We start from the raw sequence: 25,619 nt of genomic DNA on the forward strand, positions 1-25,619 counted from the left end.
CAAGTATCCCGGGGGAGGCCCGCAGGGCCGGGGGCGGAGCCCCCTACTTCGGCTCCGGTTCCTCGACAGGACCGCCCGCCGCGACCCACTCGTCGTAGCCGTCCCGCAGGTGCGCGACCTCGTGGCCCATCCCGCGCAGCGTGTCGGCGGCCAGCGCCGAGCGCCAGCCCATCGCGCAGTGCAGCACGTAGGTCTTGCCCGGCTGGGCGAAGACCTCGCGGTGGTAGGGCGAGGCCGGATCCCACCAGAACTCCAGCATCCCGCGCGGCGCGTGCACCGAGCCGGGGATCCGGCCCTTCGCCCGCTCGCGCACGTCGCGGATGTCGACGACGACGACCCCCTCGGGGTCCATCGCCATCACCTCCTCCGCCGAGACCTCGCGCACCCGCGCGCGCGCCTCGGCCACCATGTCGGCCACGCTCTTCATGGGCGGGACGTTGACCCGCGCGGGGCGCGGGTTCAAGCGTGCCCCCGACAGGGAGGACCACGGACATGGCACGCATCGCACTGATCACCGGGGGCGCGCAGGGCATCGGCCACGCCTGCGCCGAGGCGCTGAAGGAGGACGGCTGCGAGGTCGTGCTCTGGGACGTGAAGGAGGAGGTGCGCGACGCGGCGGAGGCGCTGGGCGGCACGGGCTACGTCGTCGACATGGGCGACCCGGCGGCCATCGCGAGCGCCTTCGACGCGATGGAGGCGGAGGTGGGCGTGGCCTCGGTGCTGGTGAACAACGCGGGCATCGCGGTGGGCGCGGACTTCCTCGAGATGTCGGAGGCGCAGTTCCGGCAGGTGCTCGACGTGAACCTCGTGGGCGTCTTCCTCGCCACCCAGCGGGCGGCCAAGGCGATGGTGCGTGAGGGCATCGAGGGCGCGATCGTCAACATGTCCTCGATCAACGCCCAGGTCGCGATCCCGCAGATCGCGGGCTACTGCGCCTCCAAGGGCGGGGTGATGCAGCTGACCAAGGTGGCCTCGCTCGCGCTGGCCCCGCACAACATCCGCGTCAACGCGGTCGGGCCGGGCAGCATCGACACGGCGATGATGGCCGCCGTGAACGCCGACCCCGCCGCCTTCGACCGGGCCATGTCGCGCACGCCGCTCAAGCGGCCGGGCACGGCGCGGGAGATCGGGGACGTCGTGGCCTTCCTCGCCTCCGACAAGGCGTCCTACGTCACGGGCGAGACGATCTACGTCGACGGCGGGCGGCTGGGGCTCAACTATACCGTCTGACCGTCAGCCGCCGTGCGGGTGCGCCCGCGCGTAGGTCTCCATCAGGTGCACTTGGTCCACGGCGGTGTAGCCCTGCGTCGTGGACAGCGAGGCGTGGCCGAGCAGCTCCTGGATCGCGCGGAGGTCGCCCCCCGCCTCCAGCAGGTGGGTGGCGAAGGAGTGGCGCAGCGCGTGGGGCGTGGCCGTCGCGGGCAGGCCCAGCTGCATCCGCGTCCGCGCCATCACCCCGGACACGAGGCGCGGGTTGAGCGGCCCGCCCCGCGCGCCCCGGAACGTCGGCCCGGCGGACAGGTCGAACGGGCAGGCGGCGGCGTAGCGGTCCACCGCCGCGCGCGCCGCCGGGATCACGGGGACCACCCGCTCCTTGCCGCCCTTGCCGGTGACGCGCAGCACCTCGGGCAGCGCGGGGCCCTCCAGCGCCAGCGCCTCCGAGATGCGCAGGCCGCAGCCCCAGAGGACCGTCACGACCGCCACGTCCCGCGCCGCGATCCACGGCTCGGGGTGCTGCATCCCGACCGCCTCGACCAAGGCGCTCGCGGCGTCGGCGGCCAAGGGGCGGGGCAGGGGCTTCTGGAAGCGGGGCGCGCGGGCCGACAGCACTGCGGTCGGGTCGAACCCCTCGCGGTCCGAGAGCCACCGCCAGAACGCCTTGACCGCCGAGAGCCGCCGCGCGACCGAGCGCGCGCCCGTGCCCCGTGCCCGCTCCCGCGCCATCCACGCGCGCAGGTCGGGGGTCGCCACCCCGCCGAGCGCGGCCAGCCCCATCGGCCCGCCGCGATGCTCCGCGAGGAAGGCGAGGAAGGCGCCCACGTCGGCGCCGTAGGCCCGCACCGTGTTCGGCGCGCGCCCCTCGACGCCGCGCATGTGGTCGCCCCACGCGGCCAGCGCGTCGCGCGTGCCCTCGCTGAGCGACAGGCTCACCCGTCGAGATGGCGCCGGATCAACCGCTCCAGCGCCTGCCCGAAGAAGGCCAGCAGCTCCGTCCCTTGGTGGGGCCCGAACTGCGCCGCGTCGGCGGCGCCGAACGCCACCATGCCCGGCAGCCGCCCCGGCCCGAGGTCCAGCCGGACGCAGGCCTCCGAGCGCAGCCGCGGGCCCGACCGGTCGTAGATCCGGGCCGACCCCTCGCCCACGGCCCGCAGCGTCACCGCCCGCGCGCCCATGTGCCGCTCCACGAAGCCCGCCCCCACGGCGACCACGCCGGAGTGCGGCACCGTGCCCGGGCCGGTCGTCTCCAGCACGAGGCGCACCGTCTCGATCCGGAACGCCTCCGCCGCGTCGAAGGTCAGCACGTCGAGCAGCTCGACGAACGAGGCCGCCTCCAGCAGCATCAGGAGCACGCGATGCACCTGATTGGTGCCCGACAGGTTGTCGTAGGCCGCGCCCACCACGCTGCGATGGGTGTCCTCCAGCCGCGACAGCCGCGCCCGGAGCCGGTCCATCGCCTGCCCGCGCATGTCGACCACGGTGGGGCCGGCGGCCCGCTCCGACGCCGCGACCAGCGCGGCCATCACGTCGCGGTCGGAAAGGATCATGTCGGGGTCGCCGAGGACGCGGTCGCGCCAATCGGTCCCCTTGAGGTGGGGGTCTGCCATGCTCTGCCTCGTGCAACGGCCGATCTGACGCCGGCGCTTGCCCCGAGCCTTAGCATCCCGCCCCGGCGGGCGCGCAAGCGAAACGCGCGGCCCCGGGCGAGACCGCGCGTCCATGCGGGGCGGGGGGCAACAGGTCGGCCCCCCCCGGGCACATGCCCGGGTCAGCCGATCTTGATGCCCGCGCCCTCGGCGTCCTTGAGGAAGGCGGCGAGGCCCGCATCCGTGAGCGGGTGCTTGACCATCGCCTTGATCACGCCCGGCGGCGCGGTGGCGACGTCGGCGCCGATCAGCGCGGCCTCCTTCATGTGGTTGGCCGAGCGGATCGAGGCCGCGAGGATCTCGGTCCCGAACCCGTAGTTGTCGTAGATCTCGCGGATGTCGCGGATCAGGTCCATGCCGTCGAGCACGATGTCGTCGAGCCGCCCGATGAAGGGCGAGATGAACGTCGCGCCCGCCTTGGCGGCGAGCAGCGCCTGGTTGGGCGAGAAGCAGAGCGTCACGTTGACCTTCGTGCCCTCGTCCGAGAGCGTCTTGCAGGTCTTCAGCCCCGCCCAAGTGAGCGGCACCTTCACGCAGATGTTGTCGGCGATCTTGGCGAGGTGGCGCCCCTCGCGGAGCATGTCGTCGGCCTCGGTGGCGACGACCTCGGCGGAGACGGGCCCGTCGACCATGTCGCAGATCTCGCGCGTGACCTCCTCGATGTCGCGGCCCGACTTGGCGATGAGCGACGGGTTCGTCGTCACGCCGTCCACCATCCCGAGGTCGTTGAGTTCGCGGATGGCGTCGACCTCGGCGGTGTCCACGAAGAATTTCATGTTGCGTCCTCCTGCCTGCGGCTGTCGGGTGCGTCCTATCACTCCCAACGCGCGAGGAAACCGAAATGGACCCGACCACGTGGATCGCCTTCGCGCTGGCCTCGGCGGCGCTGCTCGCCATCCCCGGCCCGACGATCCTCCTGGTGATGTCCTACGCGCTGTCGCAGGGGCGCCGCGTGGCCGTCGCCTCGGCGCTGGGCGTGGCGCTGGGCGACCTCGTGGCGATGACCGCCTCGCTGGCGGGGCTCGGCGCGCTGGTGCTGGCCTCGGCCACGCTGTTCACCGCGCTCAAGTGGATCGGCGCGGCCTACCTGGTCTGGCTGGGGGTCAGGCTGTGGCGCTCGGCGGGGGACGCGGCCTTGGACGACCTGACCGCGGGCCGCGCCACGACGTCGCGCGCGATCTTCGGCCACGCCGCGCTCGTCACCGCGCTCAACCCGAAGTCCATCGCCTTCTTCATCGCCTTCGTGCCGCAGTTCGTCGACCCGGGCCGCCCGCTGGGGCCGCAGTTCGCCGTCCTCGTCGCGACCTTCGTCGGCCTCGCGACGGCGAACGCGCTGCTCTACGCGCTGCTCGCGGCGCGGATGCGGACGGGGCTCAAACGGCCCGCCACGCTGCGCTGGATGACGCGCTTCGGGGGCGGCGCGCTGGTGGCGATGGAGGCGGCGACGGCCCTGATCCGCCGCGCGGGCTGAGGGCGCCGGGGGCCGGCCCCCGGACCCCCGGGATATTTGCGGCAAGAGGAAGGACCGATCCTCCGCGGGGGGGCGCCGGAACCTCGTCGGCGCGATGGAGGCGACGAGGCCGAAGACGATGCGAGGGCGGCGGCGCTCCCCCCCTACCGTTCCAGCCCAAGACCCACGATATGGGGGTCCGATGCGACCCATGCCCCGACATTTCGCCCCCGGAGAGCCGCTTGCGGTGCTGACCACGCAGCCGCTGGACGGCCCGCTCGACTACCGCGCGCCCGAGGGCGGGGTGGCGATGGGCGCCTTCGTGGAGGTGCCGCTCGGGCCGCGCACGGTGATGGGCGTGGTCTGGGGCGAGGCCGAGGGCGACTGGCCCATGGAGCGGCTACGCCCGGTGACGCGCGCTTTGGACGTGCCGCCGATGACGGCGGGGATGCGGGCGTTCCTCGAGCGGGCCGCCGCCTACACGCTGACGCCGATGGTCTCGATGCTGCGCCTCGCGCTGCGGGTGCCCGGGCTGGGGGAGCCGCCGGGCAAGCGGCGGCTCTACGCGCTGGGCGAGGGCGAGCCGCCGCGCGTGACGGCGGCGCGGACGAAGCTGCTCGACGCGCTGAAGGAGCGGCCCGGCGAGCTGTTCGGACTGTCCGAGCTGGCGGACCTCGCCGGGGTGTCCACGGGGGTGGTGAAGGGCCTCGTCGGGCACGGCGTGGCCGAGGTGGAGGCGCCGCGCGACGCGCCCTATGACGCGCTGGACCACGGGCGGCCCGGCAAGGACCTCGCCCCTGATCAGGAGGAGGCGGCCGACGTGCTGCGCGCCGCCGTGGGGCAGGGGACCTACGGCACGACGCTGCTGCGCGGCGTCACGGGGTCGGGCAAGACGGAGGTGTACCTGGAGGCGGTGGCCGCCTGCCTCGCCGCCGGGCGGCAGGCGCTGGTGCTGCTGCCCGAGATCGCGCTGACGGCGGAGTTCCTGACGCGGGTCGAGGCGCGGTTCGGCGCGAGGCCCGCCGAATGGCATTCCGGCGTGACGCAGGCCGAGCGGCGGCGCTGCTGGCGCATGGTGGCGTCGGGGCAGGCGCGGCTGGTCGTGGGCGCGCGCTCGGCGCTGTTCCTGCCCTACCCGGACCTCGGCCTCGTGATCGTCGACGAGGAGCACGACACCTCCTACAAGCAGGAGGACGGGGTGCTCTACTCGGCGCGGGACATGGCCGTGCTGCGCGCGAGCGAGGAGGGGGCGCAGGTGGTGCTGGCCTCGGCCACGCCGTCGCTGGAATCGTGGGCCAACGCGGAGGCGGGCAAGTATCGCCGCCTCGACCTCATCTCGCGGTTCGGGGATGCGGTGATGCCGGACCTGGGCGTCATCGACATGCGGGCGGAGGCCACGCCCTCGGGGCGGTGGGTGTCGCCCGCGTTGCAGGCGGCGATGGCCGAGCGGCTGGCACGGGGCGAGCAGAGCCTCGTGTTCCTGAACCGCCGGGGCTACGCGCCCGTCACGCTGTGCCGGGCCTGCGGCGAGCAGGTGGGCTGCCCGCAATGCGACGCGCGGATGGTCGAGCACCGCTTCCTCAAGCGGCTGATGTGCCACCAGTGCGGCGAGACCGCGCCGATGCCGCCCGCCTGCCCCTCCTGCGGGGTGGAGGGCAAGATGGCCGCCGTGGGGCCGGGCGTGGAGCGCATGGCCGAGGAGGTGGCGGCGCTCTTCCCCGAGGCGCGGGTGGCGATCCTGTCGTCGGACCTGTTCGGCTCGGCCCGCTCGCTGAAGGCCGCAGTGGAAGACATCGCGGCGGGGGCGGCGGACATCGTGGTCGGCACGCAGCTCGTGGCCAAGGGGCACAACTTCCCGCTGCTGACGCTGGTGGGGGTGATCGACGCCGACCTCGGGTTGCAGGGGTCGGACCTGCGCGCCGCCGAGCGGACGTTCCAGCTGATGCGGCAGGTGTCGGGGCGCGCGGGGCGGGCGGACCGGAAGGGGCAGGCGCTGCTGCAGACGCATCAGCCGGACCATCCGGTGATCCGCGCGATCCTCGCGGGCGACGAGGAGGGGTTCTGGCGCGCCGAGGCCGCCGGGCGGCAGCAGGCGGGCGTGCCGCCCTACGGGCGCATGGCGGGGGTGGTGATCTCGGACCCGGACCAGGGGACGGCGTTCGACGTGGGCAACGCGCTGGCGCGCCGGGCGCACGTGCTGGAGCAGGTGGGGGCCGAGCTCTACGGCCCCGCGCCCGCGCCCATCGCCCGCATCCGGGGGCGGCACCGGGTGCGGCTGCTGGTCAAGGCGCCGCGCCAGTCGCCGATCCAGCCCGCCTTGGCGGAATGGGCGGCGGGGGTGGAGTTGCCGCGGTCCACCCGGCTGTCCATCGACATCGACCCGCAGAGCTTCCTTTGAGCGACCGGGGCTCCGCCCCGGACCCCGGGATATTTCCGGCAAGAGGAAGAACCGTTCCTTAACCATTCACCCGCTAACGAGGGCGCGCGGAACAGGCTGGGAAGCCGATGGCCGTGCAAGGGGAAGGCGCCCGGTCGATGCACCGGGTGCCCGACCCTCCTTCCTCCTGCCGCAAGTATCCCGGGGGAGGCCCGCAGGATCGGGGGCAGCGCCCCTACCGGAGGCGCCGCTCCGTGGCGGCGTCGAAGAGGTAGAGCCGCGCGGGGTCGATGGCGACGCCCACCCGGTCGCCCTCGGAGGAGCGGACGTCGCCGCGTTCCTCGACGATCAGCTTCTCGCCCGTGGGTGCGGTGAGGTAGGCGTAGGAGACGCCGCCCAAGGCCTCGGTCAGGTCGACGCCGAGGTCGCCGCCGGGGGCCATCTCCAGATGCTCGGGCCGCAGCCCCACGATCATGTTCGTCCCCTCGGACGGCAGCGCCACCGGCGGGGAGACCGTGGTGCCGAGCGCGGGGACGTGGACGCCGCCGCCCCGCACGGTGCCCGCGACGAAGTTCATCGCCGGAGAGCCGATGAAGCCCGCCACGAAGCGGTTGTCGGGGTCGCGGTAGAGGTCGAGGGGGGCGCCCACCTGCTCGATGTGCCCGGCGCGCAGGACGACGATCTTGTCGGCCAAGGTCATCGCCTCGACCTGGTCGTGGGTGACGTAGACCATGGTCGCGCCGATCTCCTTGTGGAGGCGCGCGATCTCGACCCGCATCTCGACGCGCAGCTCTGCGTCGAGGTTGGACAGCGGCTCGTCGAAGAGGAACACCTCGGGCCCGCGCACGATGGCGCGCCCGATGGCGACGCGCTGGCGCTGGCCGCCCGACAGGGCGGCGGGCTTGCGCTTGAGGTACTCGTCGAGCTTGAGGATGCGGGACGCCTCGGAGACCTTCTCGCGGATCTCGGCCTTGGGATGGCCGTTCATCCGCAGGCCGAAGCCCATGTTCTCCTCGACGGTCATGTGGGGGTAGAGCGCGTAGGTCTGGAACACCATCGCCACGCCGCGGTCGGCCGGCTCGGCCCGGGTCACGTCGCGCCCGCCGATGCGGATCGCGCCCTCGGTCGTCTCCTCCAGCCCCGCGATCATGCGCAGGAGCGTGGACTTGCCGCAGCCGGAGGGGCCGACGAAGACGCAGAACTCGCCGTCCTCGACCTGAAGGTCGACCCCGTGGATGACCTGCGTGTCGCCGTACCGCTTGACCACGGTGTCGAGCGTCACTCCGGACATATTGTCCCTCCCCTTGCTCCCCCGGTCATGGGAGGGCATGCGGAGGAGGATTGCAACGCCCTCCCGCGTCGCCCGCGACGCGCGGCGGCAGGTCGGCTCCCGCGCCCCGCAGCCGAAGGGACCCGACATGGGCCATGCCCCCGCGACCGAGACCCCGCGCAGCTACAAGGACTGGGCGCGCGAGCTGCGCCCCTACCAGAACGCCCGCCTCGGGCGGAGCCTCCTCGAGATCGCGATCACGCTGCTGCCCTACGCGGCGCTGTGGCTCGCGGCGGCGGCGCTGGTCGCCCGCGGGCAGTGGTGGGGCCTCCTCCTGACGATCCCGGCGGCGGGGTTCCTGCTGCGCGTGTTCATCCTGCAGCACGATTGCGGGCACGGCGCGCTCTTCGCGTCCAAGCGGGCGAACGACTGGACGGGTCGCCTGCTCGGGGTGCTGACCTTCGCGCCCTACGACTACTGGCGCCGCTCCCATGCGGTGCATCACGGGGGCGCGGGCAACCTCGACCGCCGGGGCCTCGGCGACATCACCACGCTGACGGTGGCCGAGTACCGCGCGCAGTCCCGCCTCGGGCGGCTGCGCTACCGGCTCTACCGGCATCCGGCGGTGATGTTCGGGATCGGGCCCGCGTGGATGTTCCTGTGCCAGTTCCGCCTGCCCGTGGGGCTGATGCGGGACGGGCCGGGGCCGTGGGTCTCGACGCTGGCGACGACGCTGGCCGTGGTGCCGCCCGCGCTGCTTCTGGCGTCGGTCTTCGGCTGGGGGCCGGTGCTGGCGGTGCAGCTGCCCACGACGCTGATCGCGGCGACGGCGGGCATCTGGCTGTTCTACGTGCAGCACCAGTTCGAGGAGACGCACTGGTCCGAGGAGGAGGAGTGGCGCTTCGGCCATGCGGCGCTGCACGGCTCGTCCAACTACGTGCTGCCGCGCCCGCTGCCGTGGATCACGGGCTACGTCGGCGTCCACCACGTCCACCACCTCGCGGCGCGGATCCCGTTCTACCGCCTGCCCGAGGTGCTGCGCGACCACCCGGACCTCGCGCGGATGGGGCGGATCACCGTGCGCGAGAGCCTCGCCACCGTGCGCCTGACGCTGTGGGACGAGGCGGCGCGGCGGCTGATCTCCTTCCGCGAGGCGCACGCGGCGGCCTGAGGCGCGGGCTCCCCCGCGACGCCGCTTGCCCCCGGCGGGGGGATGGGTGCATCGTCGCGCCGCAAGCGCGGCCCGGAGGAGGGGCCGCGCGCAAGGGAGGACACCAATGCGCACCACCATCGCGGCGCTCGCCGCCACCACCATGCTGGCCGGCACGGCGCTGGCCGACGGGCACTCGACCCTCGAAGGCACCATGCGGATCATCTCCGACATGTCGAACCCCGCGCCGCGCGCGGTGATGGAGGGGCTCGCGGCCGAGTTCGACGAGATGCACCCGAACCTCACCGTCGAGCTGGAGATCGTCGACCGCGAGGCGTGGAAGAGCCAGATCCGCAACGCGCTGTCGGCCAACCCGCCGGACGTCGTGAACTGGTACGCCGCCAACCGGATGCGGCCCTACGTCGACTCGGGGCTGTTCATGGACGTCTCCGACGTCTGGGCCGAGCCGGAGTTCGAGGCGCTGGCCTCGACCAAGGGCGCGATGACCATCGACGGCAAGCAGTGGGGCGTGCCCTACACCTACTACCAGTGGGGCGTGTACTACCGCGAGGACGTCTACGACGACCTCGGGCTGGAGGAGCCGGCGACCTACGAGGAGCTGAAGGCCAACTGCCAAGCGATCCTCGACGCGGGCAAGAAGTGCTTCACCATCGGGTCGAAGTTCCTTTGGACGGCCGGCGGCTGGTTCGACTACATCAACGCCCGGACCCACGGCTACGACTTCCACATGGAGCTGGCCCGCGGCGAGGTGGAGTGGACGGACGACCGCGTGCGCGAGACGTTCGCCAACTGGCGCGAGCTGATCGACATGGGCGCGTTCATCGACGACCACCAGACCTACTCGTGGCAGGAGGCGCTGCCCTTCATGACCGGCGAGGACCCGGAGGCCGTCCACTACCTGATGGGCAACTTCGCCGTCGCGCCGCTGCGGGACGCGGGCCTGTCGGACGAGCAGCTGGACTTCTTCCAGTTCCCGACCATCACGGACGGGGTGGCCTATGCCGAGGACGCGCCGACGGACACGTTCCACGTCGCTTCGGGCGCGTCGAACCCCGACGCCGCCAAGGAGTTCCTCCGCTTCGTGACCTCGGCCGACGTGCAGACCCGCATCAACGGCGGGGACGCGCTTGGCCAGCTCCCGGTCAACGCCAACTCGTCCGTCGACGACGACGAGTTCCTGAACGCGGGCTTCGACATGCTGTCGAACAACGCGACGGGCGGGATCATGCAGTTCTTCGACCGCGACCTCGACGCCGAGATGGCGTCCATCGCGATGGAGGGCCTGCAGGAGTTCATGGTGTTCCCCGACAACCTCGACGACATCCTGAACCGCCTCGAGCAGGCGCGCGCGCGAATCTACGAGTGACGGCTCACCGGGGGCGGCGTCCGCGCCGCCCCCACCCCTCCGACCCATCGGCGGGGGCCGGTCCGAACCGCTGGTCCCCTCCCATGCGCCGACTGATCGCCACCCTCCTCGTGCTGGCCGCCGCCCCGGCGGGGGCCTCCGTGCGGGGCGCGTGCACCGCCGGGTCGATGTGGTGGGCCGAGGGCGCGCTCGCCGCGCTCGGCCCCTGCGAGGCGCCGGGCGAGGGCTTCTTCCTGCTCGCCTGCAACGGCCCCATCCCCGTGATCGAGATCGACACCGACGCCCGCGTGGCCGAGGGCGCGCCCGCCCGCGCGCGGGTCTCCGTCGACGGGCGGGCCTTCGCGCTGGAGGGGACGGGCACCCGCTTCCCGCGCACGGGGCTCGTCGGCATCGGGCAGGCGCCGATCCCGAGCGGCCTCCTCGAGGCGCTGGCGCGGGGCAGCCGCGCGACCTTCGCGCTGCCCGGCGAGACGCGCGACATCCACCTCGCCGGATCGGCCCGCGCCATCCGGTCCGCCTGCGGAGGATAAGCATGGCCAACGTCTCCCCCGCCGTCCCCGACATCCATCCGCCGGTCCGCGGGCGCGGCTGGTACCGCCGCAACGAGATCGCGATCACGCCGTGGCTGTTCCTCCTGCCGGGCATCCTGTTCTTCGCGGTCTACGTCATCATCCCGATCTTCCAGTCCTTCCACGTCTCGCTCTACGAGTGGAACGGCTTGGGCGAGCTGTCCGAGCAGGGCGAGTTCGTGGGCCTGCGCAACTACGAGGAGCTGGCCACCGACCGGGCGTTCGAGATCAGCCTCTGGAACAACCTCAAGTGGCTGGTGCTCTACCTGCTGGCCATCCCGGCGGGCCTCTTCATCGCGCTGTTCCTGAACCAGACGGTGACGGGCATCCGCCTCTACAAGTCTCTGTTCTTCTTCCCCTTCGTCATCAGCCAAGTGGTCGTGGGCCTCGTGTTCTCGTGGTTCTACCTGCCGCGCGTGGGGCTCCTGAACGTGGTCCTCGGCTGGTTCGGGATCGACGGGGTCAACTTCCTCGGCGACCCCGACATCGCGACCTACGCGATCATCGCCGCGGGCCTGTGGCCGCAGACGGCCTACTGCATGATCCTCTACCTGACGGGCCTCAACGCCGTGGACCCCGAGCAGATCGAGGCGGGCCGCCTCGACGGGGCCAAGGGCTGGCGGATGCTGTGGCACGTCGTGCTGCCGCAGTTGCGGCCCGCGACCTTCATCGCCTTCGTCGTCACGATCATCGGCGCGCTCCGGTCCTTCGACCTGATCTCGATCATGACCAACGGAGGGCCGTTCGGCTCCACCCGGGTGCTCAGCTTCTACATGTTCGAGAAGGCCCTGTCGGAATACGGCTTCCGCATGGGCTACGGCTCGGCCATCGCGGTGGTGCTGTTCTTCATCATGCTGTTCTTCATCGCCTACTTCCTGTGGTCGATGTGGCGCGACGAGAAGGCGGCGGCGCGGTGAACCGGGCGGCCGTCGACGCGCTCTGCGCCGCCCATCCCGGCGCCACGCCCCCCGCGCCGGGGGAGCTCGTCGCGTGGAAGGTGGGCGGCAAGATGTTCTGCTGCTTCTCGGGCGAGGCGTCCAAGCCCTCCGCCCCCACCGAGGGGGCGAGCGGGTTCTCCGTGAAGTGCCCCGACGTGGAGACCGCCGCCATGCTGATCGACGCGGGCGTGGCGCGGCGCGCGCCCTACTTCCACCGCTCGTGGGTCCGCGTCCCCTTCGAGGGCACGGATGCGGACGAGGCCGCCCACCGCATCGCCGTCAGCTACGACACCATCGTCGCCACCCTGCCCAAGCGCGTCCGGGAGGCGCTCTGACCATGTTCCCGCGCCCGATCCAGACCCAGTCGGCGGCGGTCCAGACCGCCTACAAGACGCTGCTGCCGCTGGCCCTGATCATGTGGCTCCTGCCGCTGATCGCGGTGGCCATCTTCTCGATCCGCCCCGAGGCCGACTTCGCCACCGGCAACTACTGGGGGATGCCGTCGTCCTTCGACCTCGCGGCCAACTACGGGCGCGTGTTCTTCGACAGCGACATGCCGCGCTACCTGCTCAACAGCTTCCTCATCACCATCCCCACGGTGGTGGGCGCGGTGGCGCTGTCGTGCATGACCGGCTTCGCGCTGGGCATCTACCGGTTCAAGGGCAACCTGTGGATCTTCTTCATGTTCATCGCGGGCAACTTCGTGCCCTTCCAGATCCTGATGGTCCCCGTGCGCGACCTGACCGTGGACCTCGGCCTCTACGACACCAAGCTGGGCCTCGTCCTGTTCCACGTCGCCTTCCAGACCGGCTTCTGCACCCTCTTCATGCGCAACTTCATCCGCGCGCTGCCCTTCCCGCTGATCGAGGCGGCGCGGGTCGAGGGCGTGTCCGAGTGGCGCATCTTCTGGTTCGTCGTGCTGCCCCTGATGAAGCCCGCGCTCGCCGCCTTGGCCGTGCTCATCTTCACCTTCATCTGGAACGACTACTTCTGGGCCATCGTCCTGACCCAAGGCCCGGACGCCCAGCCCGTCACGGCGGGCATCACCTCGTTCAACTCGCAGTTCCGCGCGGCCTACCACCTGATGAGCGCGGGCAGCATCGTCGCCGCCCTGCCGCCGGTGCTGATGTTCTTCCTGATGCAGAAGCACTTCATCGCGGGCTTGACGCTGGGCGCCGTGAAGTAGAGCCGCGCGACCATGACCGCGACACCGCCCCCCGCCACGGCGGATGCCCTGCCCGTCGGCACCGCCCCCGCCCCGCCGGCCCCCCGCCGCGCCGCCCGCGCATGGCGGCTGGACGACCGCGACCCGGAGACGGGAGCGCGCCAGACGATGGTGCTCGCCGCGACCGGCGACCGGCTGCCCGAGGTGGTCTACTGGGGCGCGCCGCTGCCCGCGGAGGCGGACCTCGCCACGCTCCACGCGGCGGCCGCCATCGACGTCACCGGCGGGATGCTGGACGAGAACCCCGACCTGTCGCTGTCCCCCGAGGCGGTCCGCACCTTCCCCGGCCAGCCCGGCCTGATCCTGCGCGACGAGGGCGGCACGCCGCTGCTGCCCAAGTTCCGCTACGCCTCCGAGGACGCGGCGGACGGCCTCTCCCTTACCTATGCCGACGCGGAGAACGGCCTGCGGCTGACCTTCCGCTTCCGCCCCGACCCCTCGACTCGCATCGTCGAGGCCAAGACCGTCCTCGAGGCCGACCGCCCGGTCCACCTGCACTGGCTCGCCGCGCCCGTCCTGCCCGCGCCGCAGCAGTCCGACGAGATGATCGACGTTTCCGGGCGGTGGGTGGGGGAGTTCCAGCTCAACCGCACCGCGTGGTCGCCGGGGATGCGCTACCGCGAGAACCGCACGGGCCGGACGGGGCACGAGCACTTCCCCGGCCTGCTTGTCCCGCTGCGCGGCGCCACCAACACCCAAGGCGAGTGCTACGGCTTCCACTACGGCTGGTCCGGCGGCCACAAGATGATCGCCGAGGAGCTGCCCGACGGGCGCCGCCAGATCCAGTGGGGCCACGCCGCCCGGATGGAGACGAAGCCCGGCACCCGGTTCGAGAGCGCGACCCTCTACGTCACCTACTCGCAATACGGGCTCAACGGCTGCGCGGTCGCCTTCCAGCGCCACGTCCGGGACCGCATCGTGACGTGGCCCAAGGGCGCGGCCCATCCGCGCCCGGTGCACTACAACTGCTGGGAGGCGGTCTACTTCGACCACAAGCTCCCCGTGCTGAAGGACATCGCGGAACGCGCCGCCGACCTCGGGGCGGAGCGCTTCGTCCTCGACGACGGCTGGTTCGGCCAGCGCGACGACGACACCCGGTCGCTGTCGGACTGGGAGGTGGACCCGCGCAAGTATCCCGACGGCCTCGGCCCCCTGATCGACCACGTCCACGGCCTCGGGATGACCTTCGGCCTGTGGTTCGAGCCCGAGATGATCAACCCCGACAGCGACATCCACCGCGCCCACCCGGACTGGGCCTTGGGCGGCGAGGACCAGACGCTGGGGCGCCAGCAGAAGGCGCTCAACATGGCGCTGCCGGAGGTGCGCGACTTCATCTACGATCGCATGGCCGCGATCCTGTCGCGTCACGCGATCGACTACGTGAAGTGGGACCACAACCGCGTCCTGCCGATGCCGGACGCCGACCAGACGCGCGGCAGCTACGCGCTGATCGACCGGCTGCGGACGGACTTCCCGCAGGTCGAGATCGAGTCCTGCGCGTCGGGCGGCGGCCGCATCGACTTCGGCATCCTGAAGCGCACCCAGCGGGTGTGGCTGTCGGACTCGAACGACGCGCTGGAGCGGCTCCGCATCCAGCACGACGGCGCGCTGTGGCTGCCGCTCGCGGTGACCGGCTCCCATGTCGGGCCGCGCCGGTGCCACACGTCGGGGCGGGTGCTCGACATCGCGTTCCGCGCGTGGGTCGCCGCGCAGCGGCACATGGGGTTCGAGATGGACCCGCGCGAGCTGGACGACCGCGAGGCGCGCGTGCTGCGCGACGTCGCGGCGTGGTGGAAGGCCAACCGCGACTGGATGACCTCCGCCGACATCCACCGCCTCGACAGCGCCGACCCCGCCGTGCTCGCCGAGCAGCAGCAGGCCCGCGACGGCTCCCGCTTCGTCTGCTTCGCCGGCAAGGCCGCCACCTCCGCCCAGATCGCGCCCCGCCCCCTCCGCCTCACCGCGCTGGAGGCCGACGCCACCTACCGGATCGAGCTGGTCAACCGCGCCGACGCCCCCGCGCTCAGCCGGGGGATGCCGCTCCTCAAGGACGGCCCGGTAGAGCTGTCGGGCACTTGGCTCATGCAGCATGGACTGGTGCTGCCGTGGTCCTTCCCCGAGACCATGTGGGTCGTGGAGGGCCGACGCCTGTGAACACTGTACAGACCCGCCCCCGGCGGCTTCACGTTCCGTACGGAAATTCGAGGAGGCCCGCATGACCCCCACCTTCCCCGACCTCGAGGGCGCCTCCGTCTTCGTCACCGGCGGCGGCTCCGGCATCGGCGCCGCGCTGACCGAGGGCTTCCTGCGCCAAGGCGCGAGGGTCGCTTTCGTGGGCCGCTCGGACTACGCCGCCTTCGCAGCCGAGATGGCCGAGGCCACGGGCAACGAGCCGCTGTTCCTGCAATGCGACGTGACCGACACCGCCGCGCTCCGGGCCGCCCTCGACGAGGCGTCGGCGCGGCACGGCACCGTCACCCGCCTCGTCAACAACGCCGCCAACGACAAGCGCCACGAGACCCTCGACGTGGACGAGGACTTCTGGCGCTGGTCCATCGAGATCAACCTCAAGTCCTACCTCTTCGCCTGCCAGCACGCGATCCGGGGGATGCTCGACGCGGGCGTGGCGGGTCACGTTGTGAACTACTCCTCCATCAGCTACATGATGGGGAACGCGGGCTACGCGATCTACACGGCGGCCAACGCGGGCATCACGGGCCTCACCCGGTCGCTCGCGCGCGAGTTCGGCCCCAAGGGCATCCGCCTCAACGCCCTCGCCCCCGGCTGGGTGCTGACGCAGGCGCAGCTCGACAAGTGGGCCACGCCCGAGGCGCTCGCGGCCCATCTCGACCGGCAGTGCCTGAAGGACCACCTGAAGCCGGAGGACATGGTCGCCCCCACCCTGTTCCTCGCCTCCGAGGCGTCCAAGATGATGACCGGGCAGGTCATGGCCGTGGACGGCGGCGTGGTCACGGTCGCCGCATGAGGTGGATCGCCGTCGACTGGGGCACGAGCCGATTGCGCGCCACCCTGATGGAGGGGGACCGCCCGCTGGAGACCCGCGAGAGCGCGGACGGCATGGGCGGCCTCGCGCGCGAGGGGTTCGAGCCCGCGCTCGTGGCCCTGATCGACGACTGGCTGGAAGGCGCCGCGGAGGTCCGGGCGGCGGGCATGGTCGGCGCGCGCCAAGGCTGGCACGAGGCGCCCTACCGCGCGGTCCCCTGCACCCCGCTGGGCGACGCGGTGGCCGTCCCGACCAAGGATCCCCGCCTCGACGTCCGCATCGTGCCGGGCCTGTCCCAGCGCGCGCCCCACCCGGACGTCATGCGCGGCGAGGAGGTGCAGATCGCCGGATGCCTCGCCATCTCGGGCGAGTTCGACGGCTGCCTGTGCCTGCCCGGCACGCACACGAAATGGGTCCACGTCAGCGCGGGCGAGGTCATCTCCTTCCTGACCGTCATGTCCGGCGAGGTCTTCGCGCTCCTTTCCGAGCGATCCGTCCTGCGCCACTCCGTCGGGGCCGACGGCTGGGACGACGCGGCCTTCGCCGCCTCCGTCTCGGACGCGCTCTCCCGGCCCGAGGCGCTGACCGCCCGCCTGTTCCGCCTGCGCGCCGCCGACCTGCTCGACCGGCAGGATCCGGCGACGGCCCGCGCGACCCTGTCGGGCCTCCTCCTCGGGGCGGAGCTCGCCGCCGCCCGCCCGTGGTGGCTGGGCCGCGAGGTGGTCGTCTGCGGCTCCGACCGGACGACGCCCGCCTATATGGCCGCGCTCGACGCCCAAGGCGTGACCGCGCGGGCCATCCCGGCCAAGGATGCGACCATCGCGGGCCTGTCGGCCGCGCGCACCGCCTGAGGACGCATGAGACCGCTGATCGCCATCCTGCGGGGCATCGAGCCCGCCCAAGCCGTCGATGCCTGCGCCGCGCTGATCGACGCGGGGATCACGACCGTCGAGGTGCCGCTGAACTCGCCCGACCCGCTCCGCTCGATCGCCGCGATGGCCGACGCGCACGGGGGCACGGCCACCATCGGCGCGGGCACCGTGCTCGCCCCCGAGGACGTCGACGCCGTGGCGGATGCCGGCGGCGCGCTGATCGTCTCGCCGGACGCGAACGAGGCCGTGATCCGCCGGACGGGGGAGCGCGGGCTGCAGTCGTGGCCCGGCGTCTTCACCCCGACCGAGGCGTTCAGCGCCATCCGCTGGGGCGCGACGGGCCTCAAGCTCTTCCCCGGGTCCATGGCGGGGCCTTCGGGGCTCAAGGCAATGCGCGCGGTCCTGCCCCGCGACGTGCCCGTCTACGCCGTCGGCGGCGCGGGGGCCGAGAACTTCGGCGAATGGGTCGCCGCGGGGGCCGACGGCTTCGGGCTGGGCACCGCGCTCTTCACCCCCGGCTTGTCCACGGAGGAGATCGCCGCCCGCGCCCGCCGCATCGTCGCCGCATGGGATGCCCTTCAGGGGGAGCGCATGGCGTGAAGCTCTGGGACGACCGCCGCTGCGAATTGGGCGAGGGCATCCTCCGCCACCCCGGCCTCGACCGCGTGTTCTGGCTCGACATCCTCGGACGCCGCCTGCTCGCGCGGGACGCCGACGGCACCGGGCCGGCGGACTGGGCGATGCCCGAGATCGTCTCCGCCCTCGGCTGGATCGACGACGCGACGCTGTTCCTCGCGGGGGAGACGGGCTTCTGGTCCTTCGCCCTCGGCACGGGCGAGCCGACCAAGCTCGTCGACCTCGAGGCCGACGACCCCGGCACGCGCTCCAACGACGGGCGCGCGGACCCGATGGGCGGATTCTGGATGGGGACGATGGGGCTCGGCGCCGAGGGCGGGCGCGGCGCGTTCTACCGCTACTACCGGGGGGAGGTCCGCAAGCTCTACGCCCCGGCCTCCATCCCCAACGGCCTGTGCTTCAGCCCCGACGGCGCGTGGGCCTACATGGCCGACAGCGCGGCGGCGACCGTCTGGCGCGTCCGGCTGGACCGGGCGGGCTGGCCCTCGCTCAAGCGCGAGCCGTTCCTCGACCTGCGCGCCGCGGGCCTCGCCCCCGACGGGGCGGTGACCGACGCCGAGGGCAACCTCTGGATCGCGCAGTGGGGCGCGTCGCGGGTGGCGGTCCACGCGCCCGACGGGCGGTTCCTGCGCGCCGCCTCCGTGCCCGCGCCGCACGTGACCTGCCCGTGCTTCGCGGGGGAGGGGCGGCTGCTCGTGACGACGGCGACGCAAGGGATGGACCCCGTCGCGCTGCAGGCGATGCCCGGTGCGGGCATGGTCTGGAAGTTGGACGTGACCGGACGCGGGCGGGACGAGCCGCGCGTGGTGATCGCGTGAAGCGGACGCTGGGGGTCTGCTACTACCCTGAGCACTGGCCCGAGGCGACGTGGCCCGACGACGCCCGCCGCATGGTCGACGCGGGCCTCGCGTGGGTCCGCATCGGCGAGTTCGCGTGGTCCCGGGTTGAGCCGGAGCCGGGGCGCCTCGACTGGGGCTGGCTCGACCGGGCGATGGACGTGCTGGGTGAGGCGGGGCTGCGCGTGGTGCTGGGCACGCCCACCGCCACGCCGCCGCGCTGGATGCTGGACCGCCATCCCGACATGCTGGCCGTCGACGCGGAGGGCCGGCCCCGCGGGTTCGGGTCGCGGCGGCACTACTGCTTCTCCCACGACGGCTACCGCGCCGAAGCGGCGCGCATCGCGGGGCTCTACGCGGAACGCTACGGGCGTCACCCGGCGCTGGGCGCATGGCAGACGGACAACGAGTACGGGTGTCACGACACGGTGGTCAGCTACTCCGACGCCGCCCTCGACGCGTTCCGCCTCTGGCTGGCCGACCGCTACGGCGCGATCGAGGCGCTGAACGTCGCGTGGGGCAACGTGTTCTGGTCGATGGAGTATCGCTCCTTCGGGGAGGTGGGCCTGCCCAACCTGACGGTGACCGAGCCGAACCCGTCGCACGCGCTGGCCTTCCGCCGCTTCTCGTCGGACCAGGTGGTCCGCTGGAACCGCACACAGCTGGACGCGATCCGCCCCCACACGGACGCGCCGGTCTCTCACAACTACATGGGCCGCGTGACCGAGTTCGACCACTACGCGCTGGGCGCGGACATGGAGATCGCGACGTGGGACAGCTACCCGCTGGGCTTCCTGCTGGACCGGGTGCCGGAGGGCGACGCCGACGCCTATCTCCGGCAGGGCGACCCGGACTTCCAAGCCTTCCACCACGACCTCTATCGCGCCGTGGGGAAGGGCCGGTGGTGGGTGATGGAGCAGCAGCCCGGCCCGGTGAATTGGGCGCCGTGGAACCCCGCGCCCCTGCCGGGGATGGAGCGGCTCTGGGCGTGGGAGGCCTTCGCCCACGGGGCCGAGGCGGTGTGCTGGTTCCGCTGGCGGCAGGCCCCCTTCGCGCAGGAGCAGCACCATGCGGGCCTGCTGCGGCCCGACAGCGTCGCCGCGCCCGCGCTCTCGGAGGTGGAGGCGGTCGCGCGCGAGCTGGCCGAGGCGCCGGAGGTGCCCGAGGGGCCGTCGCCCGTCGCCCTCGTCTTCGACTACGGCAGCCAGTGGGCGTGGGAGGTGCAGCCGCAGGGGCAGGGGTTCGACCACTTCGCGCTCGTCTTCTCGCTCTACCGCGCGCTGCGGCGGGTAGGGCAGTCGGTCGACGTCGTGCCGCCCGACCACGCCGACCTCTCCGCCTATTCGCTCGTCCTCGTGCCGGGGGTGCAGACGCTGTCCGAAGGCTTGCGCGCCGCGATGGCAGACTGCCCCGGACATGTCGTAACGGGTCCGAGGACGGCGCTGACGACGGCGGAGCTGTCCATCCCCACGCCGCTGGGGCCGGACGTGCCGGGGCTGGAGGCGACGGCCGTGCTGGTCGAGACGTTCCCCGGTGCGCGGCCCTTGGAGGAGGGCGGCGCGGTGCGCGTCTGGCTGGAGCGGCTGGAGACGGGCGCGGAGGTGGTGGAGCGGACCGTCGAGGGCGATCCCGTGCTGGTCCGCGCCGGGCGGCGCTGGCACCTCGCGGGCTGGCCCGACGACGACGCGGCGGAGCGGATCGTCACCGGCCTGTGCCGCGCGGCGGGGCTGGAGGTGCTCGGCCTCGAGCCCGGCGTGCGGGTGCGCGACTGCGGGGCCGAGCGGATCGTGACCAACTATGCGAGCGTCGCGCGGCGGTTCGAGGGGCACGCGGTGCCGGCGGCGGGGGTGCTGCGGCTGCGGCGGTAGGACCTAACGCCTATCCCACGCATGGTGCCCATGAGCTATGCCACCGCGCGATACGACCGCGCAGCGGTCCGCGCATCGCCGGGCCGTCCCCCGGCCCGGCGATCCCGTTCCGACGGCGCTCCGCCGGGGCGTCGTGCGGGGGTGAGGGATAAATCGCTTCGTGGGAGGGGCGGATCGCCGCGCCACGGCCCTGCGATGCGCTCGCGGATCGACTAGGTTCCATGCGAGGTCGAGGTCCGCCCTGCGGATCGTCTCAGCCCTTCGGCTTCGGCTTGAACCGTCGCGTGCCCGATCCGATGCGCTTGGTCCGCAGGCTCACGTTGCTGTCCTCGCGCAGCGCGCGCTTCTTCTCGGCTTTCGTCCGCTCCGCGGGCTTGTCCGCCTCCGTCCGGTCGTTGCGCGTGACCGGCGGCTTGCCCATCGGCGGGCCCTTCCGCGCCGGGCGCTCCGTCCGCTCGGGCCGCGTCCCCGGCTTGCCGCCGGGCTTGCCGCGCGGCCCGCCCTTGGGCCGGTCGCCGAACCCCTCGCCCGAGCGGGCGCCGTCCCGCGCCACCCGGTCGCCGCCGGGCCGGGGACGCCCCGGTCCCCGCGACGGCCTGTCGTCGCCGTCCCGGCGCGGCCCCTTCGGGCCATCGCTGCGGCGCGGCCGGTCGGGCCGGTCGTCGCGCGCGGGGCGCGCGGGCCGGTCCCCCCGGTCGTCCCGGCGGGGACCGCCGCGGTCGGGCCGCTCGCCCCGATCGGGACGCCCCCCCTTCGGCCCGCCGCCGTCCCGCTTCGGCCGATCGTCCCGCCGGGGCCGGTCCCCGCGCGGCGCGTCGCCCCGCCCGGGGCCACCGCCCTTCGCCCGGTCCGGACGCCCGCCGCCCCCGCTCCGCGCCTCGCGCGCGGGGCCACCGTCGCGCCCGCCGCCCTTGCCCTTCGGCGGCCCGTCCCGGCCCGGTCCCTTGCCCGATCCCTTGCCCGCGCCCTTCGGCCCGCGCGGCGCCCCGCGCTTCGGCCCGTCCTTCGTCTCGTCCGCCATGTCGATCCTCTCGGCCCAGATGGGCCCCAACTGGTCGCGCAGCACCTTGGGCCGCACCTCCTCCACCGCGCCGGGGGCGAGGTCGCCCAACTGGAACGGACCGTAGCTCACCCGGATCAGCCGCGTCACTGTCAGGCCCACCGCCTCGCAGGCGCGACGCACCTCGCGGTTGCGCCCCTCGCGCAGGCCCACGGTCAGCCACGCGTTGGCCCCCGTCTCCCGGTCCAGCGCGACCGTCATCGGCGCGAAGTCCTCCGGCCCGTCCGGCCCCTCGACGGTCACGCCCCGACGCAGCCGGTCCAGCGCCGCCTCGGTGGGACGCCCATGCACCCGCACCCGGTAGCGCCGCATCCAGCCCGTGTCCGGCAGCTCCAGCTCGCGCTTGAGCCCGCCGTCGTTCGTCAGCAGCAGCAGACCCTCCGACGTCAGGTCCAGCCGCCCCACCGACAGCACGCGCCCCAGTTCCTCGGGCAGCGCGTCGAACACCGTCTCGCGGCCCTTCTCGTCGCGCTCGGTGGTGACCAGCCCGGCGGGCTTGTGGTGCAGCCAGAGCCGCGCGGGCTCGGGCGCGGGCAACGGCGCGCCGTCCACCGTCACGCGGTCGCGCGGCCCCACCACCGTCCCCGGCTCCGAGATCGTCGCGCCGTTCACCGCGACGCGGCCCTCGGCCACCCACGCCTCCGCCTCCCGCCGCGAGGCGAGCCCGGCGCGCGCGATGCGCTTGGCGATGCGTTCCGTGTCCATCCCGCGCCCCTACAGCCGTGGACCGGGCAGGGGAACCGGAATAGGCCTGCCCGGATGTTCCGCTCCTTCATGCTCGACGCCCTCGCCGAGGCCCGCGCCGCCGCCGCCGCAGGCGAGGTGCCCGTCGGCGCGGTCGTCACGCGCGGCACGGAGATCCTCGCGCGCGCCGCCAACGCGATGCGCGGCGGGTACGACCCCACCGCTCATGCCGAGATGCGCGCGATCCGCATGGCCTGCGCCGCGCTCGGCTCCGAGCGGCTGACGGGCTGCACGCTGTGGGTCACGCTGGAGCCCTGCGCGATGTGCGCGGGCGCCATCGCCCACGCCCGGCCCGCCCGCCTCGTCTGGGGGGCGGACGACCCGAAGTCGGGCGGCGTGGCGCACGGGGCCCGCGTGCTGTCGCGACCGCAGGCCCATGCCGATGTCGAGATCGTGCAGGGCGTCGAGGCCGAGGCCTGCGCCGCCCTCCTGCGCGACTTCTTCGCCGCGCGCCGGTAGGTCAGTCGATCGGGACGGTCACGATGCCGGGCCGCGGCTCCGGGCGCCCCGTCACGGAATGGCACGACAGGATGTCGCCGTAGCCGCGGTCCGGCAGGCCGACCCCGACGCAGCCGGGCACGGCGGGCCGGAACTCCGGCGCGACGGCCACGGGCAGCTCGATGTCGGCGCCGGGATAGGTGTCGACCGGCGCGAGCCGGTCGTTCCCCGGCGTCGGGGTCGCGACCTGCGCGGCGGCGGGCAGGGCGAGCATCAGGGTGGCGGCGAGCGTTCGCATGAGCATGGTCGGTCCTCCTGTGGGATCGCCCCCTCAACGCCGCGGGCGGCGGGTGCGTTCGATCACGATCCGAAGCGCTCCGCCCACGAGGGCGGCATCCCCTTCGGCGGAGGCGACGCCGCGCGCACGCCCCGCGCCACCGCGCGGGCGAGCGTCACGGCGGCCGCGTGGCCCAGGCGCATGGGGTCGCCGACCGGGTCCGCGACGGGCCGCGCGCCGGTCGCGGCCGCGAAGACGAGGTCCCCGTCGAGGGGCGTGTGGGCGGGCCAGAGCGACCGGGCCAGCCCGTCATGCGCGGCGACCGCCATGCGCGTCGCCTGCGCTTGGGTGAGGGCGGCGTCGGTGGCCACGATGGCGATGGTGGTGTTCGTGCCCGGCGCGCCCGGGGGCGCGGCCTCGGCGGTCGGGTCGGGCGCGCCGCCCCCCGCGAAGCCGTCCCCCGGCAGCGGCGCGGCGAGGAACCGCCCCGCCCCGTCCACCGCCGCCCCCAGCGCGTTGACCGCGACGAGCGCGCCGACCGTATGCCCCGTCGAGAGCACCGCCGACGCCGTCCCCAGCCCCCCGCGCAGGCCGTCCGTCGTCGCCCCGAGGCCGGCGCCGTGGCTCCCCGACGGCACGTCCTCCGACGCCGCCTCCAGCGCCGCGCGCCCGAGTGCGGGGTAGGGCGAGCCGTCCCATCCTTTGTCCCCGCCGTTGAGCAGGTCGAACAGGATCGCCGCCGGCACGATCGGCACGGTCACGTCCCCGACCGCGAAGCCGCGCCCCATCCGCCGCAGCCCGTCCGCCACCCCGTCGGCGGCCCCCAGCCCGAAGGCGGACCCCCCCGCGAGGACGAGCGCGTCCACCTCCTGCACCAGCTTGTCGGGCGCCAGAAGGTCCGTCTCCCGCGTTCCCGGTGCCCCGCCCATCACGTGCACGCCCGCCACGAAGGGGGCATCCGCCATCAGGACGGTGACCCCGGACCGCAAGCCCTCGTCATGGGCGCACCCGACGCGCAGGCCCGCAACGTCCGTGATCGCGTTCCGCGCCCCCGCCCTCACGCCCGCACCACCGTGCCGTCGAACCGCCCCAAGGCGCGCAGCCGCGCCGTCGCCGCCATCTCCCGCCCGAGCAGCGCGCCCGGCAGCACCACGATCAAGGTGTCGGCCCCGTCGGCGGCAGCCTCCACCTCCTTCGCCACCTCGTCGGGGAACCAGCCGGCCAGCCGCGGCCCGAACGGCGCGCGCACCACCTCCACGTGGTCGAGGTCCGGCGACAGGCCCTGCCGCTCGCAGGCGTCCAGCACGTGCGCGTAGGCCAGCTGCTGCGAGGCGAAGTCCCCCGCGAGGACGGCGATGGAGGCGGCGAGGCGCATCGCGCGAGCGTGGCCCAGCCCGCCCGGCGCGTCCAGCAGGCTCAGATCCGGTCCTTGGCCGCCGCCGTGGCCGGGTCGCCCGTGTTCGGCGTGCCGCGCGGCTCGATCAGCAGCACCTTAGCCTCCCGCGCGGCCCGGGGACGGTGCATCCGGCCCCTCGGCACGACGCAGAGGTCGCCCGCCCGCAGCGTCTCGGACGGCCCGTCCTCGTAGTCCATCACCACCTCGCCCTCGAGGATCAGGAACAGGTCGTCGGTGTCGTCATGCGCGTGGAAGGGGAACTTCCCCAGCACCTTCACGACCATCACGTCGTCGCCGTTGTAGCCGGCGACGACCTTCGGGTCCCAGTGGGTGTCGAACAGGGCGAGCTTCTCGGAGAGCGTGATCTTGGCCATGCCGCCCGCCTCGCACGAGGCGCACGCCCGCGTCCAACGCCGATCCGTGATGCCGCTTCGATGGTCCGGGAACGCCCCGGGGATCCGGGGGCGGCGCCCCCGGCGCTCAGATGCAGCGCCCCCCGTCCACCTCCATCGCCACGCCGGTCACCATCGACGCCTCGTCCGAGCACAGGAACACCGCCGCGTGCCCCATGTCCTCCGGGGTGGAGAACCGGCCCAGCGGGATGGTGGACAGGAACTTCGCCCGGACCTCCGGGGTGTCCTCGCCCATGAACGACTTGAGCAGCGGCGTCTCGCCCGCCACCGGGTTGATCGCGTTCACCCGGACGCCGTGGGGCGCCAGCTCGACCGCCATCGCCTTCGTAGCGGTGATCATCCAGCCCTTCGAGGCGTTGTACCAGTTGAGCCGGGGCCGGGGCGAGACGCCCGCGGTCGAGGCCACGTTCAGGATCGCGCCCGCCCCGGCGCGCTTCATCGCGGGCACCACGTGGCGGGCCGACAGGTAGACCGACTTCGCGTTCACCGCGAGGACGCGGTCGAACTCGGCCTCCTCCACCTCCTCCATCGGCTGCGGCAGGTGGGTGATCCCGGCGTTGTTCACGAGCACGTCGATCCGCCCCCGGTCGTCGAGGACGCGCGTCGCCACGTCCCGCCAGTCCGCGTCCTTCGAGACGTCCATCCGCATCGCGTCGCCGCCGATTTCACGTGCCGCGTCCTCGGCCCCGCCGCCGTCCAAGTCGGCGACGACGACGTAGGCCCCCTGCGCCGCGAAGGCGCGCACGATCCCGAGGCCGAAGCCCGACGCGCCCCCCGTCACGAGCGCCACCTTGTCCTTGAGCCTGTCGGTCATCCGCGATCCTCCCGCGGACGAGGGGACCGCG

The 25,619-nt window shown here is 73.4% G+C and carries 27 protein-coding genes; 16 read left to right on the forward strand and 11 right to left on the reverse strand.

What is annotated here, in order from left to right:
• Positions 1-43: 43 nt before the first annotated feature.
• Entirely contained in the window at positions 44-427 is a 384-nt protein-coding gene (locus JQC91_RS06645) for a rhodanese-like domain-containing protein (RefSeq protein ID WP_203286018.1), read from the reverse strand.
• A 65-nt stretch (positions 428-492) separates the two neighbouring features.
• On the opposite strand from JQC91_RS06645, the gene JQC91_RS06650 reads away from it, so the two are divergent.
• Positions 493-1,230 carry an SDR family NAD(P)-dependent oxidoreductase gene (locus JQC91_RS06650; protein WP_203286019.1) on the forward strand — a complete coding sequence of 246 codons (738 nt, stop codon included), beginning with the start codon at positions 493-495 and terminating at the stop codon, positions 1,228-1,230.
• A gap of 3 nt (positions 1,231-1,233) precedes the next feature.
• Here JQC91_RS06650 and JQC91_RS06655 read toward each other — a convergent pair whose 3' ends face one another.
• The 3 genes from JQC91_RS06655 to fsa form a co-directional block, all read right to left on the reverse strand.
• Positions 1,234-2,145: a tyrosine recombinase XerC gene (locus JQC91_RS06655; RefSeq protein WP_275296992.1), complete on the reverse strand. Its 912-nt coding sequence runs from the start codon at positions 2,143-2,145 to the stop codon at positions 1,234-1,236.
• Positions 2,146-2,147: 2 nt separating this feature from the next.
• Positions 2,148-2,825 (reverse strand): DUF484 family protein, encoded by a 678-nt coding sequence (locus JQC91_RS06660; RefSeq protein ID WP_203286021.1) that lies wholly within the window; start codon positions 2,823-2,825, stop codon positions 2,148-2,150.
• A gap of 161 nt (positions 2,826-2,986) precedes the next feature.
• Positions 2,987-3,640 carry a fructose-6-phosphate aldolase gene (gene fsa, locus JQC91_RS06665; protein ID WP_203286022.1) on the reverse strand — a complete coding sequence of 218 codons (654 nt, stop codon included), beginning with the start codon at positions 3,638-3,640 and terminating at the stop codon, positions 2,987-2,989.
• Between the two features lie 65 nt (positions 3,641-3,705).
• Between fsa and JQC91_RS06670 the strand changes: the two genes are divergently transcribed.
• Positions 3,706-4,335, forward strand: coding sequence for a LysE family translocator (locus JQC91_RS06670; RefSeq protein WP_203286023.1), 630 nt, complete (start codon positions 3,706-3,708; stop codon positions 4,333-4,335).
• Between the two features lie 181 nt (positions 4,336-4,516).
• A complete protein-coding gene (locus JQC91_RS06675) occupies positions 4,517-6,712 on the forward strand; it encodes a primosomal protein N' (protein ID WP_203286024.1) in 2,196 nt (731 codons plus the stop codon).
• A gap of 214 nt (positions 6,713-6,926) precedes the next feature.
• On the opposite strand, the gene ugpC is transcribed toward JQC91_RS06675, so the two are convergent.
• Positions 6,927-7,982: a sn-glycerol-3-phosphate ABC transporter ATP-binding protein UgpC gene (gene ugpC, locus JQC91_RS06680; protein ID WP_203286025.1), complete on the reverse strand. Its 1,056-nt coding sequence runs from the start codon at positions 7,980-7,982 to the stop codon at positions 6,927-6,929.
• Between the two features lie 127 nt (positions 7,983-8,109).
• On the opposite strand from ugpC, the gene JQC91_RS06685 reads away from it, so the two are divergent.
• The 12 genes from JQC91_RS06685 (at position 8,110) to JQC91_RS06740 (ending at position 20,446) form a co-directional block, all read left to right on the forward strand.
• On the forward strand, positions 8,110-9,132 hold the full coding sequence (locus JQC91_RS06685; protein ID WP_203286026.1) for a fatty acid desaturase: 1,023 nt from the start codon (positions 8,110-8,112) through the stop codon (positions 9,130-9,132).
• A gap of 106 nt (positions 9,133-9,238) precedes the next feature.
• Complete coding sequence (locus JQC91_RS06690; protein ID WP_203286027.1) at positions 9,239-10,498, forward strand: ABC transporter substrate-binding protein; 1,260 nt, start codon at positions 9,239-9,241, stop codon at positions 10,496-10,498.
• Between the two features lie 83 nt (positions 10,499-10,581).
• Positions 10,582-11,028: a hypothetical protein gene (locus JQC91_RS06695; RefSeq protein ID WP_203286028.1), complete on the forward strand. Its 447-nt coding sequence runs from the start codon at positions 10,582-10,584 to the stop codon at positions 11,026-11,028.
• 2 nt (positions 11,029-11,030) lie between these two features.
• Positions 11,031-11,984, forward strand: coding sequence for a sugar ABC transporter permease (locus JQC91_RS06700; RefSeq protein ID WP_203286029.1), 954 nt, complete (start codon positions 11,031-11,033; stop codon positions 11,982-11,984).
• Complete coding sequence (locus JQC91_RS06705; protein WP_203286030.1) at positions 11,981-12,340, forward strand: MmcQ/YjbR family DNA-binding protein; 360 nt, start codon at positions 11,981-11,983, stop codon at positions 12,338-12,340. Before JQC91_RS06700 ends, JQC91_RS06705 begins: the two co-directional genes overlap by 4 nt.
• Positions 12,341-12,342: 2 nt before the next feature.
• A complete protein-coding gene (locus tag JQC91_RS06710; protein WP_203286031.1) occupies positions 12,343-13,191 on the forward strand; it encodes a carbohydrate ABC transporter permease in 849 nt (282 codons plus the stop codon).
• A gap of 147 nt (positions 13,192-13,338) precedes the next feature.
• Positions 13,339-15,384 (forward strand): alpha-galactosidase, encoded by a 2,046-nt coding sequence (locus tag JQC91_RS06715; protein WP_203286464.1) that lies wholly within the window; start codon positions 13,339-13,341, stop codon positions 15,382-15,384.
• A 61-nt stretch (positions 15,385-15,445) separates the two neighbouring features.
• Positions 15,446-16,216 carry an SDR family oxidoreductase gene (locus tag JQC91_RS06720; RefSeq protein WP_203286032.1) on the forward strand — a complete coding sequence of 257 codons (771 nt, stop codon included), beginning with the start codon at positions 15,446-15,448 and terminating at the stop codon, positions 16,214-16,216.
• On the forward strand, positions 16,213-17,085 hold the full coding sequence (locus JQC91_RS06725; RefSeq protein WP_203286033.1) for a 2-dehydro-3-deoxygalactonokinase: 873 nt from the start codon (positions 16,213-16,215) through the stop codon (positions 17,083-17,085). Before JQC91_RS06720 ends, JQC91_RS06725 begins: the two co-directional genes overlap by 4 nt.
• 6 nt (positions 17,086-17,091) lie before the next feature.
• Positions 17,092-17,706 carry a 2-dehydro-3-deoxy-6-phosphogalactonate aldolase gene (locus JQC91_RS06730; protein WP_203286034.1) on the forward strand — a complete coding sequence of 205 codons (615 nt, stop codon included), beginning with the start codon at positions 17,092-17,094 and terminating at the stop codon, positions 17,704-17,706.
• Positions 17,703-18,560 carry an SMP-30/gluconolactonase/LRE family protein gene (locus JQC91_RS06735; RefSeq protein ID WP_343069921.1) on the forward strand — a complete coding sequence of 286 codons (858 nt, stop codon included), beginning with the start codon at positions 17,703-17,705 and terminating at the stop codon, positions 18,558-18,560. Before JQC91_RS06730 ends, JQC91_RS06735 begins: the two co-directional genes overlap by 4 nt.
• Positions 18,557-20,446, forward strand: coding sequence for a beta-galactosidase (locus JQC91_RS06740; protein ID WP_203286036.1), 1,890 nt, complete (start codon positions 18,557-18,559; stop codon positions 20,444-20,446). Before JQC91_RS06735 ends, JQC91_RS06740 begins: the two co-directional genes overlap by 4 nt.
• Before the next feature lie 253 nt (positions 20,447-20,699).
• Here JQC91_RS06740 and JQC91_RS06745 read toward each other — a convergent pair whose 3' ends face one another.
• Positions 20,700-22,211: a pseudouridine synthase gene (locus tag JQC91_RS06745; RefSeq protein WP_203286037.1), complete on the reverse strand. Its 1,512-nt coding sequence runs from the start codon at positions 22,209-22,211 to the stop codon at positions 20,700-20,702.
• Between the two features lie 54 nt (positions 22,212-22,265).
• On the opposite strand from JQC91_RS06745, the gene JQC91_RS06750 reads away from it, so the two are divergent.
• Positions 22,266-22,709 carry a nucleoside deaminase gene (locus tag JQC91_RS06750; RefSeq protein ID WP_203286038.1) on the forward strand — a complete coding sequence of 148 codons (444 nt, stop codon included), beginning with the start codon at positions 22,266-22,268 and terminating at the stop codon, positions 22,707-22,709.
• A gap of 1 nt (position 22,710) precedes the next feature.
• On the opposite strand, the gene JQC91_RS06755 is transcribed toward JQC91_RS06750, so the two are convergent.
• From JQC91_RS06755 to JQC91_RS06775, 5 genes are all read right to left on the reverse strand, one after another.
• On the reverse strand, positions 22,711-22,992 hold the full coding sequence (locus tag JQC91_RS06755; RefSeq protein WP_203286039.1) for a hypothetical protein: 282 nt from the start codon (positions 22,990-22,992) through the stop codon (positions 22,711-22,713).
• 56 nt (positions 22,993-23,048) lie between these two features.
• Positions 23,049-24,026: a P1 family peptidase gene (locus JQC91_RS06760; protein ID WP_203286040.1), complete on the reverse strand. Its 978-nt coding sequence runs from the start codon at positions 24,024-24,026 to the stop codon at positions 23,049-23,051.
• Entirely contained in the window at positions 24,023-24,340 is a 318-nt protein-coding gene (locus tag JQC91_RS06765) for a hypothetical protein (RefSeq protein ID WP_203286041.1), read from the reverse strand. The genes JQC91_RS06760 and JQC91_RS06765 overlap by 4 nt, the downstream gene beginning before the upstream one ends.
• A 41-nt stretch (positions 24,341-24,381) precedes the next feature.
• Positions 24,382-24,735: a cupin domain-containing protein gene (locus JQC91_RS06770; protein WP_203286042.1), complete on the reverse strand. Its 354-nt coding sequence runs from the start codon at positions 24,733-24,735 to the stop codon at positions 24,382-24,384.
• Between the two features lie 106 nt (positions 24,736-24,841).
• Positions 24,842-25,588, reverse strand: coding sequence for an SDR family oxidoreductase (locus JQC91_RS06775; protein WP_203286043.1), 747 nt, complete (start codon positions 25,586-25,588; stop codon positions 24,842-24,844).
• Positions 25,589-25,619 lie beyond the last annotated feature (31 nt).

The sequence above is a fragment of the Jannaschia sp. Os4 genome (genome assembly GCF_016820245.1).
Classification (GTDB): Bacteria; Pseudomonadota; Alphaproteobacteria; order Rhodobacterales; family Rhodobacteraceae; genus Jannaschia.

What these genes read in the sequence shown, in the direction of transcription:
- JQC91_RS06645 (WP_203286018.1), bottom strand. Translation starts at nt 427, where the DNA reads ATGAAGAGCGTGGCCGACATGGTGGCCGAGGCGCGCGCGCGGGTGCGC.
- JQC91_RS06650 (WP_203286019.1), top strand. Translation starts at nt 493, where the DNA reads ATGGCACGCATCGCACTGATCACCGGGGGCGCGCAGGGCATCGGCCAC.
- JQC91_RS06660 (WP_203286021.1), bottom strand. Translation starts at nt 2,825, where the DNA reads ATGGCAGACCCCCACCTCAAGGGGACCGATTGGCGCGACCGCGTCCTC.
- fsa (WP_203286022.1), bottom strand. Translation starts at nt 3,640, where the DNA reads ATGAAATTCTTCGTGGACACCGCCGAGGTCGACGCCATCCGCGAACTC.
- JQC91_RS06670 (WP_203286023.1), top strand. Translation starts at nt 3,706, where the DNA reads ATGGACCCGACCACGTGGATCGCCTTCGCGCTGGCCTCGGCGGCGCTG.
- JQC91_RS06675 (WP_203286024.1), top strand. Translation starts at nt 4,517, where the DNA reads ATGCGACCCATGCCCCGACATTTCGCCCCCGGAGAGCCGCTTGCGGTG.
- ugpC (WP_203286025.1), bottom strand. Translation starts at nt 7,982, where the DNA reads ATGTCCGGAGTGACGCTCGACACCGTGGTCAAGCGGTACGGCGACACG.
- JQC91_RS06685 (WP_203286026.1), top strand. Translation starts at nt 8,110, where the DNA reads ATGGGCCATGCCCCCGCGACCGAGACCCCGCGCAGCTACAAGGACTGG.
- JQC91_RS06690 (WP_203286027.1), top strand. Translation starts at nt 9,239, where the DNA reads ATGCGCACCACCATCGCGGCGCTCGCCGCCACCACCATGCTGGCCGGC.
- JQC91_RS06695 (WP_203286028.1), top strand. Translation starts at nt 10,582, where the DNA reads ATGCGCCGACTGATCGCCACCCTCCTCGTGCTGGCCGCCGCCCCGGCG.
- JQC91_RS06700 (WP_203286029.1), top strand. Translation starts at nt 11,031, where the DNA reads ATGGCCAACGTCTCCCCCGCCGTCCCCGACATCCATCCGCCGGTCCGC.
- JQC91_RS06710 (WP_203286031.1), top strand. Translation starts at nt 12,343, where the DNA reads ATGTTCCCGCGCCCGATCCAGACCCAGTCGGCGGCGGTCCAGACCGCC.
- JQC91_RS06715 (WP_203286464.1), top strand. Translation starts at nt 13,339, where the DNA reads ATGGTGCTCGCCGCGACCGGCGACCGGCTGCCCGAGGTGGTCTACTGG.
- JQC91_RS06720 (WP_203286032.1), top strand. Translation starts at nt 15,446, where the DNA reads ATGACCCCCACCTTCCCCGACCTCGAGGGCGCCTCCGTCTTCGTCACC.
- JQC91_RS06725 (WP_203286033.1), top strand. Translation starts at nt 16,213, where the DNA reads ATGAGGTGGATCGCCGTCGACTGGGGCACGAGCCGATTGCGCGCCACC.
- JQC91_RS06730 (WP_203286034.1), top strand. Translation starts at nt 17,092, where the DNA reads ATGAGACCGCTGATCGCCATCCTGCGGGGCATCGAGCCCGCCCAAGCC.
- JQC91_RS06745 (WP_203286037.1), bottom strand. Translation starts at nt 22,211, where the DNA reads ATGGACACGGAACGCATCGCCAAGCGCATCGCGCGCGCCGGGCTCGCC.
- JQC91_RS06750 (WP_203286038.1), top strand. Translation starts at nt 22,266, where the DNA reads ATGTTCCGCTCCTTCATGCTCGACGCCCTCGCCGAGGCCCGCGCCGCC.
- JQC91_RS06755 (WP_203286039.1), bottom strand. Translation starts at nt 22,992, where the DNA reads ATGCTCATGCGAACGCTCGCCGCCACCCTGATGCTCGCCCTGCCCGCC.
- JQC91_RS06765 (WP_203286041.1), bottom strand. Translation starts at nt 24,340, where the DNA reads ATGCGCCTCGCCGCCTCCATCGCCGTCCTCGCGGGGGACTTCGCCTCG.
- JQC91_RS06770 (WP_203286042.1), bottom strand. Translation starts at nt 24,735, where the DNA reads ATGGCCAAGATCACGCTCTCCGAGAAGCTCGCCCTGTTCGACACCCAC.
- JQC91_RS06775 (WP_203286043.1), bottom strand. Translation starts at nt 25,588, where the DNA reads ATGACCGACAGGCTCAAGGACAAGGTGGCGCTCGTGACGGGGGGCGCG.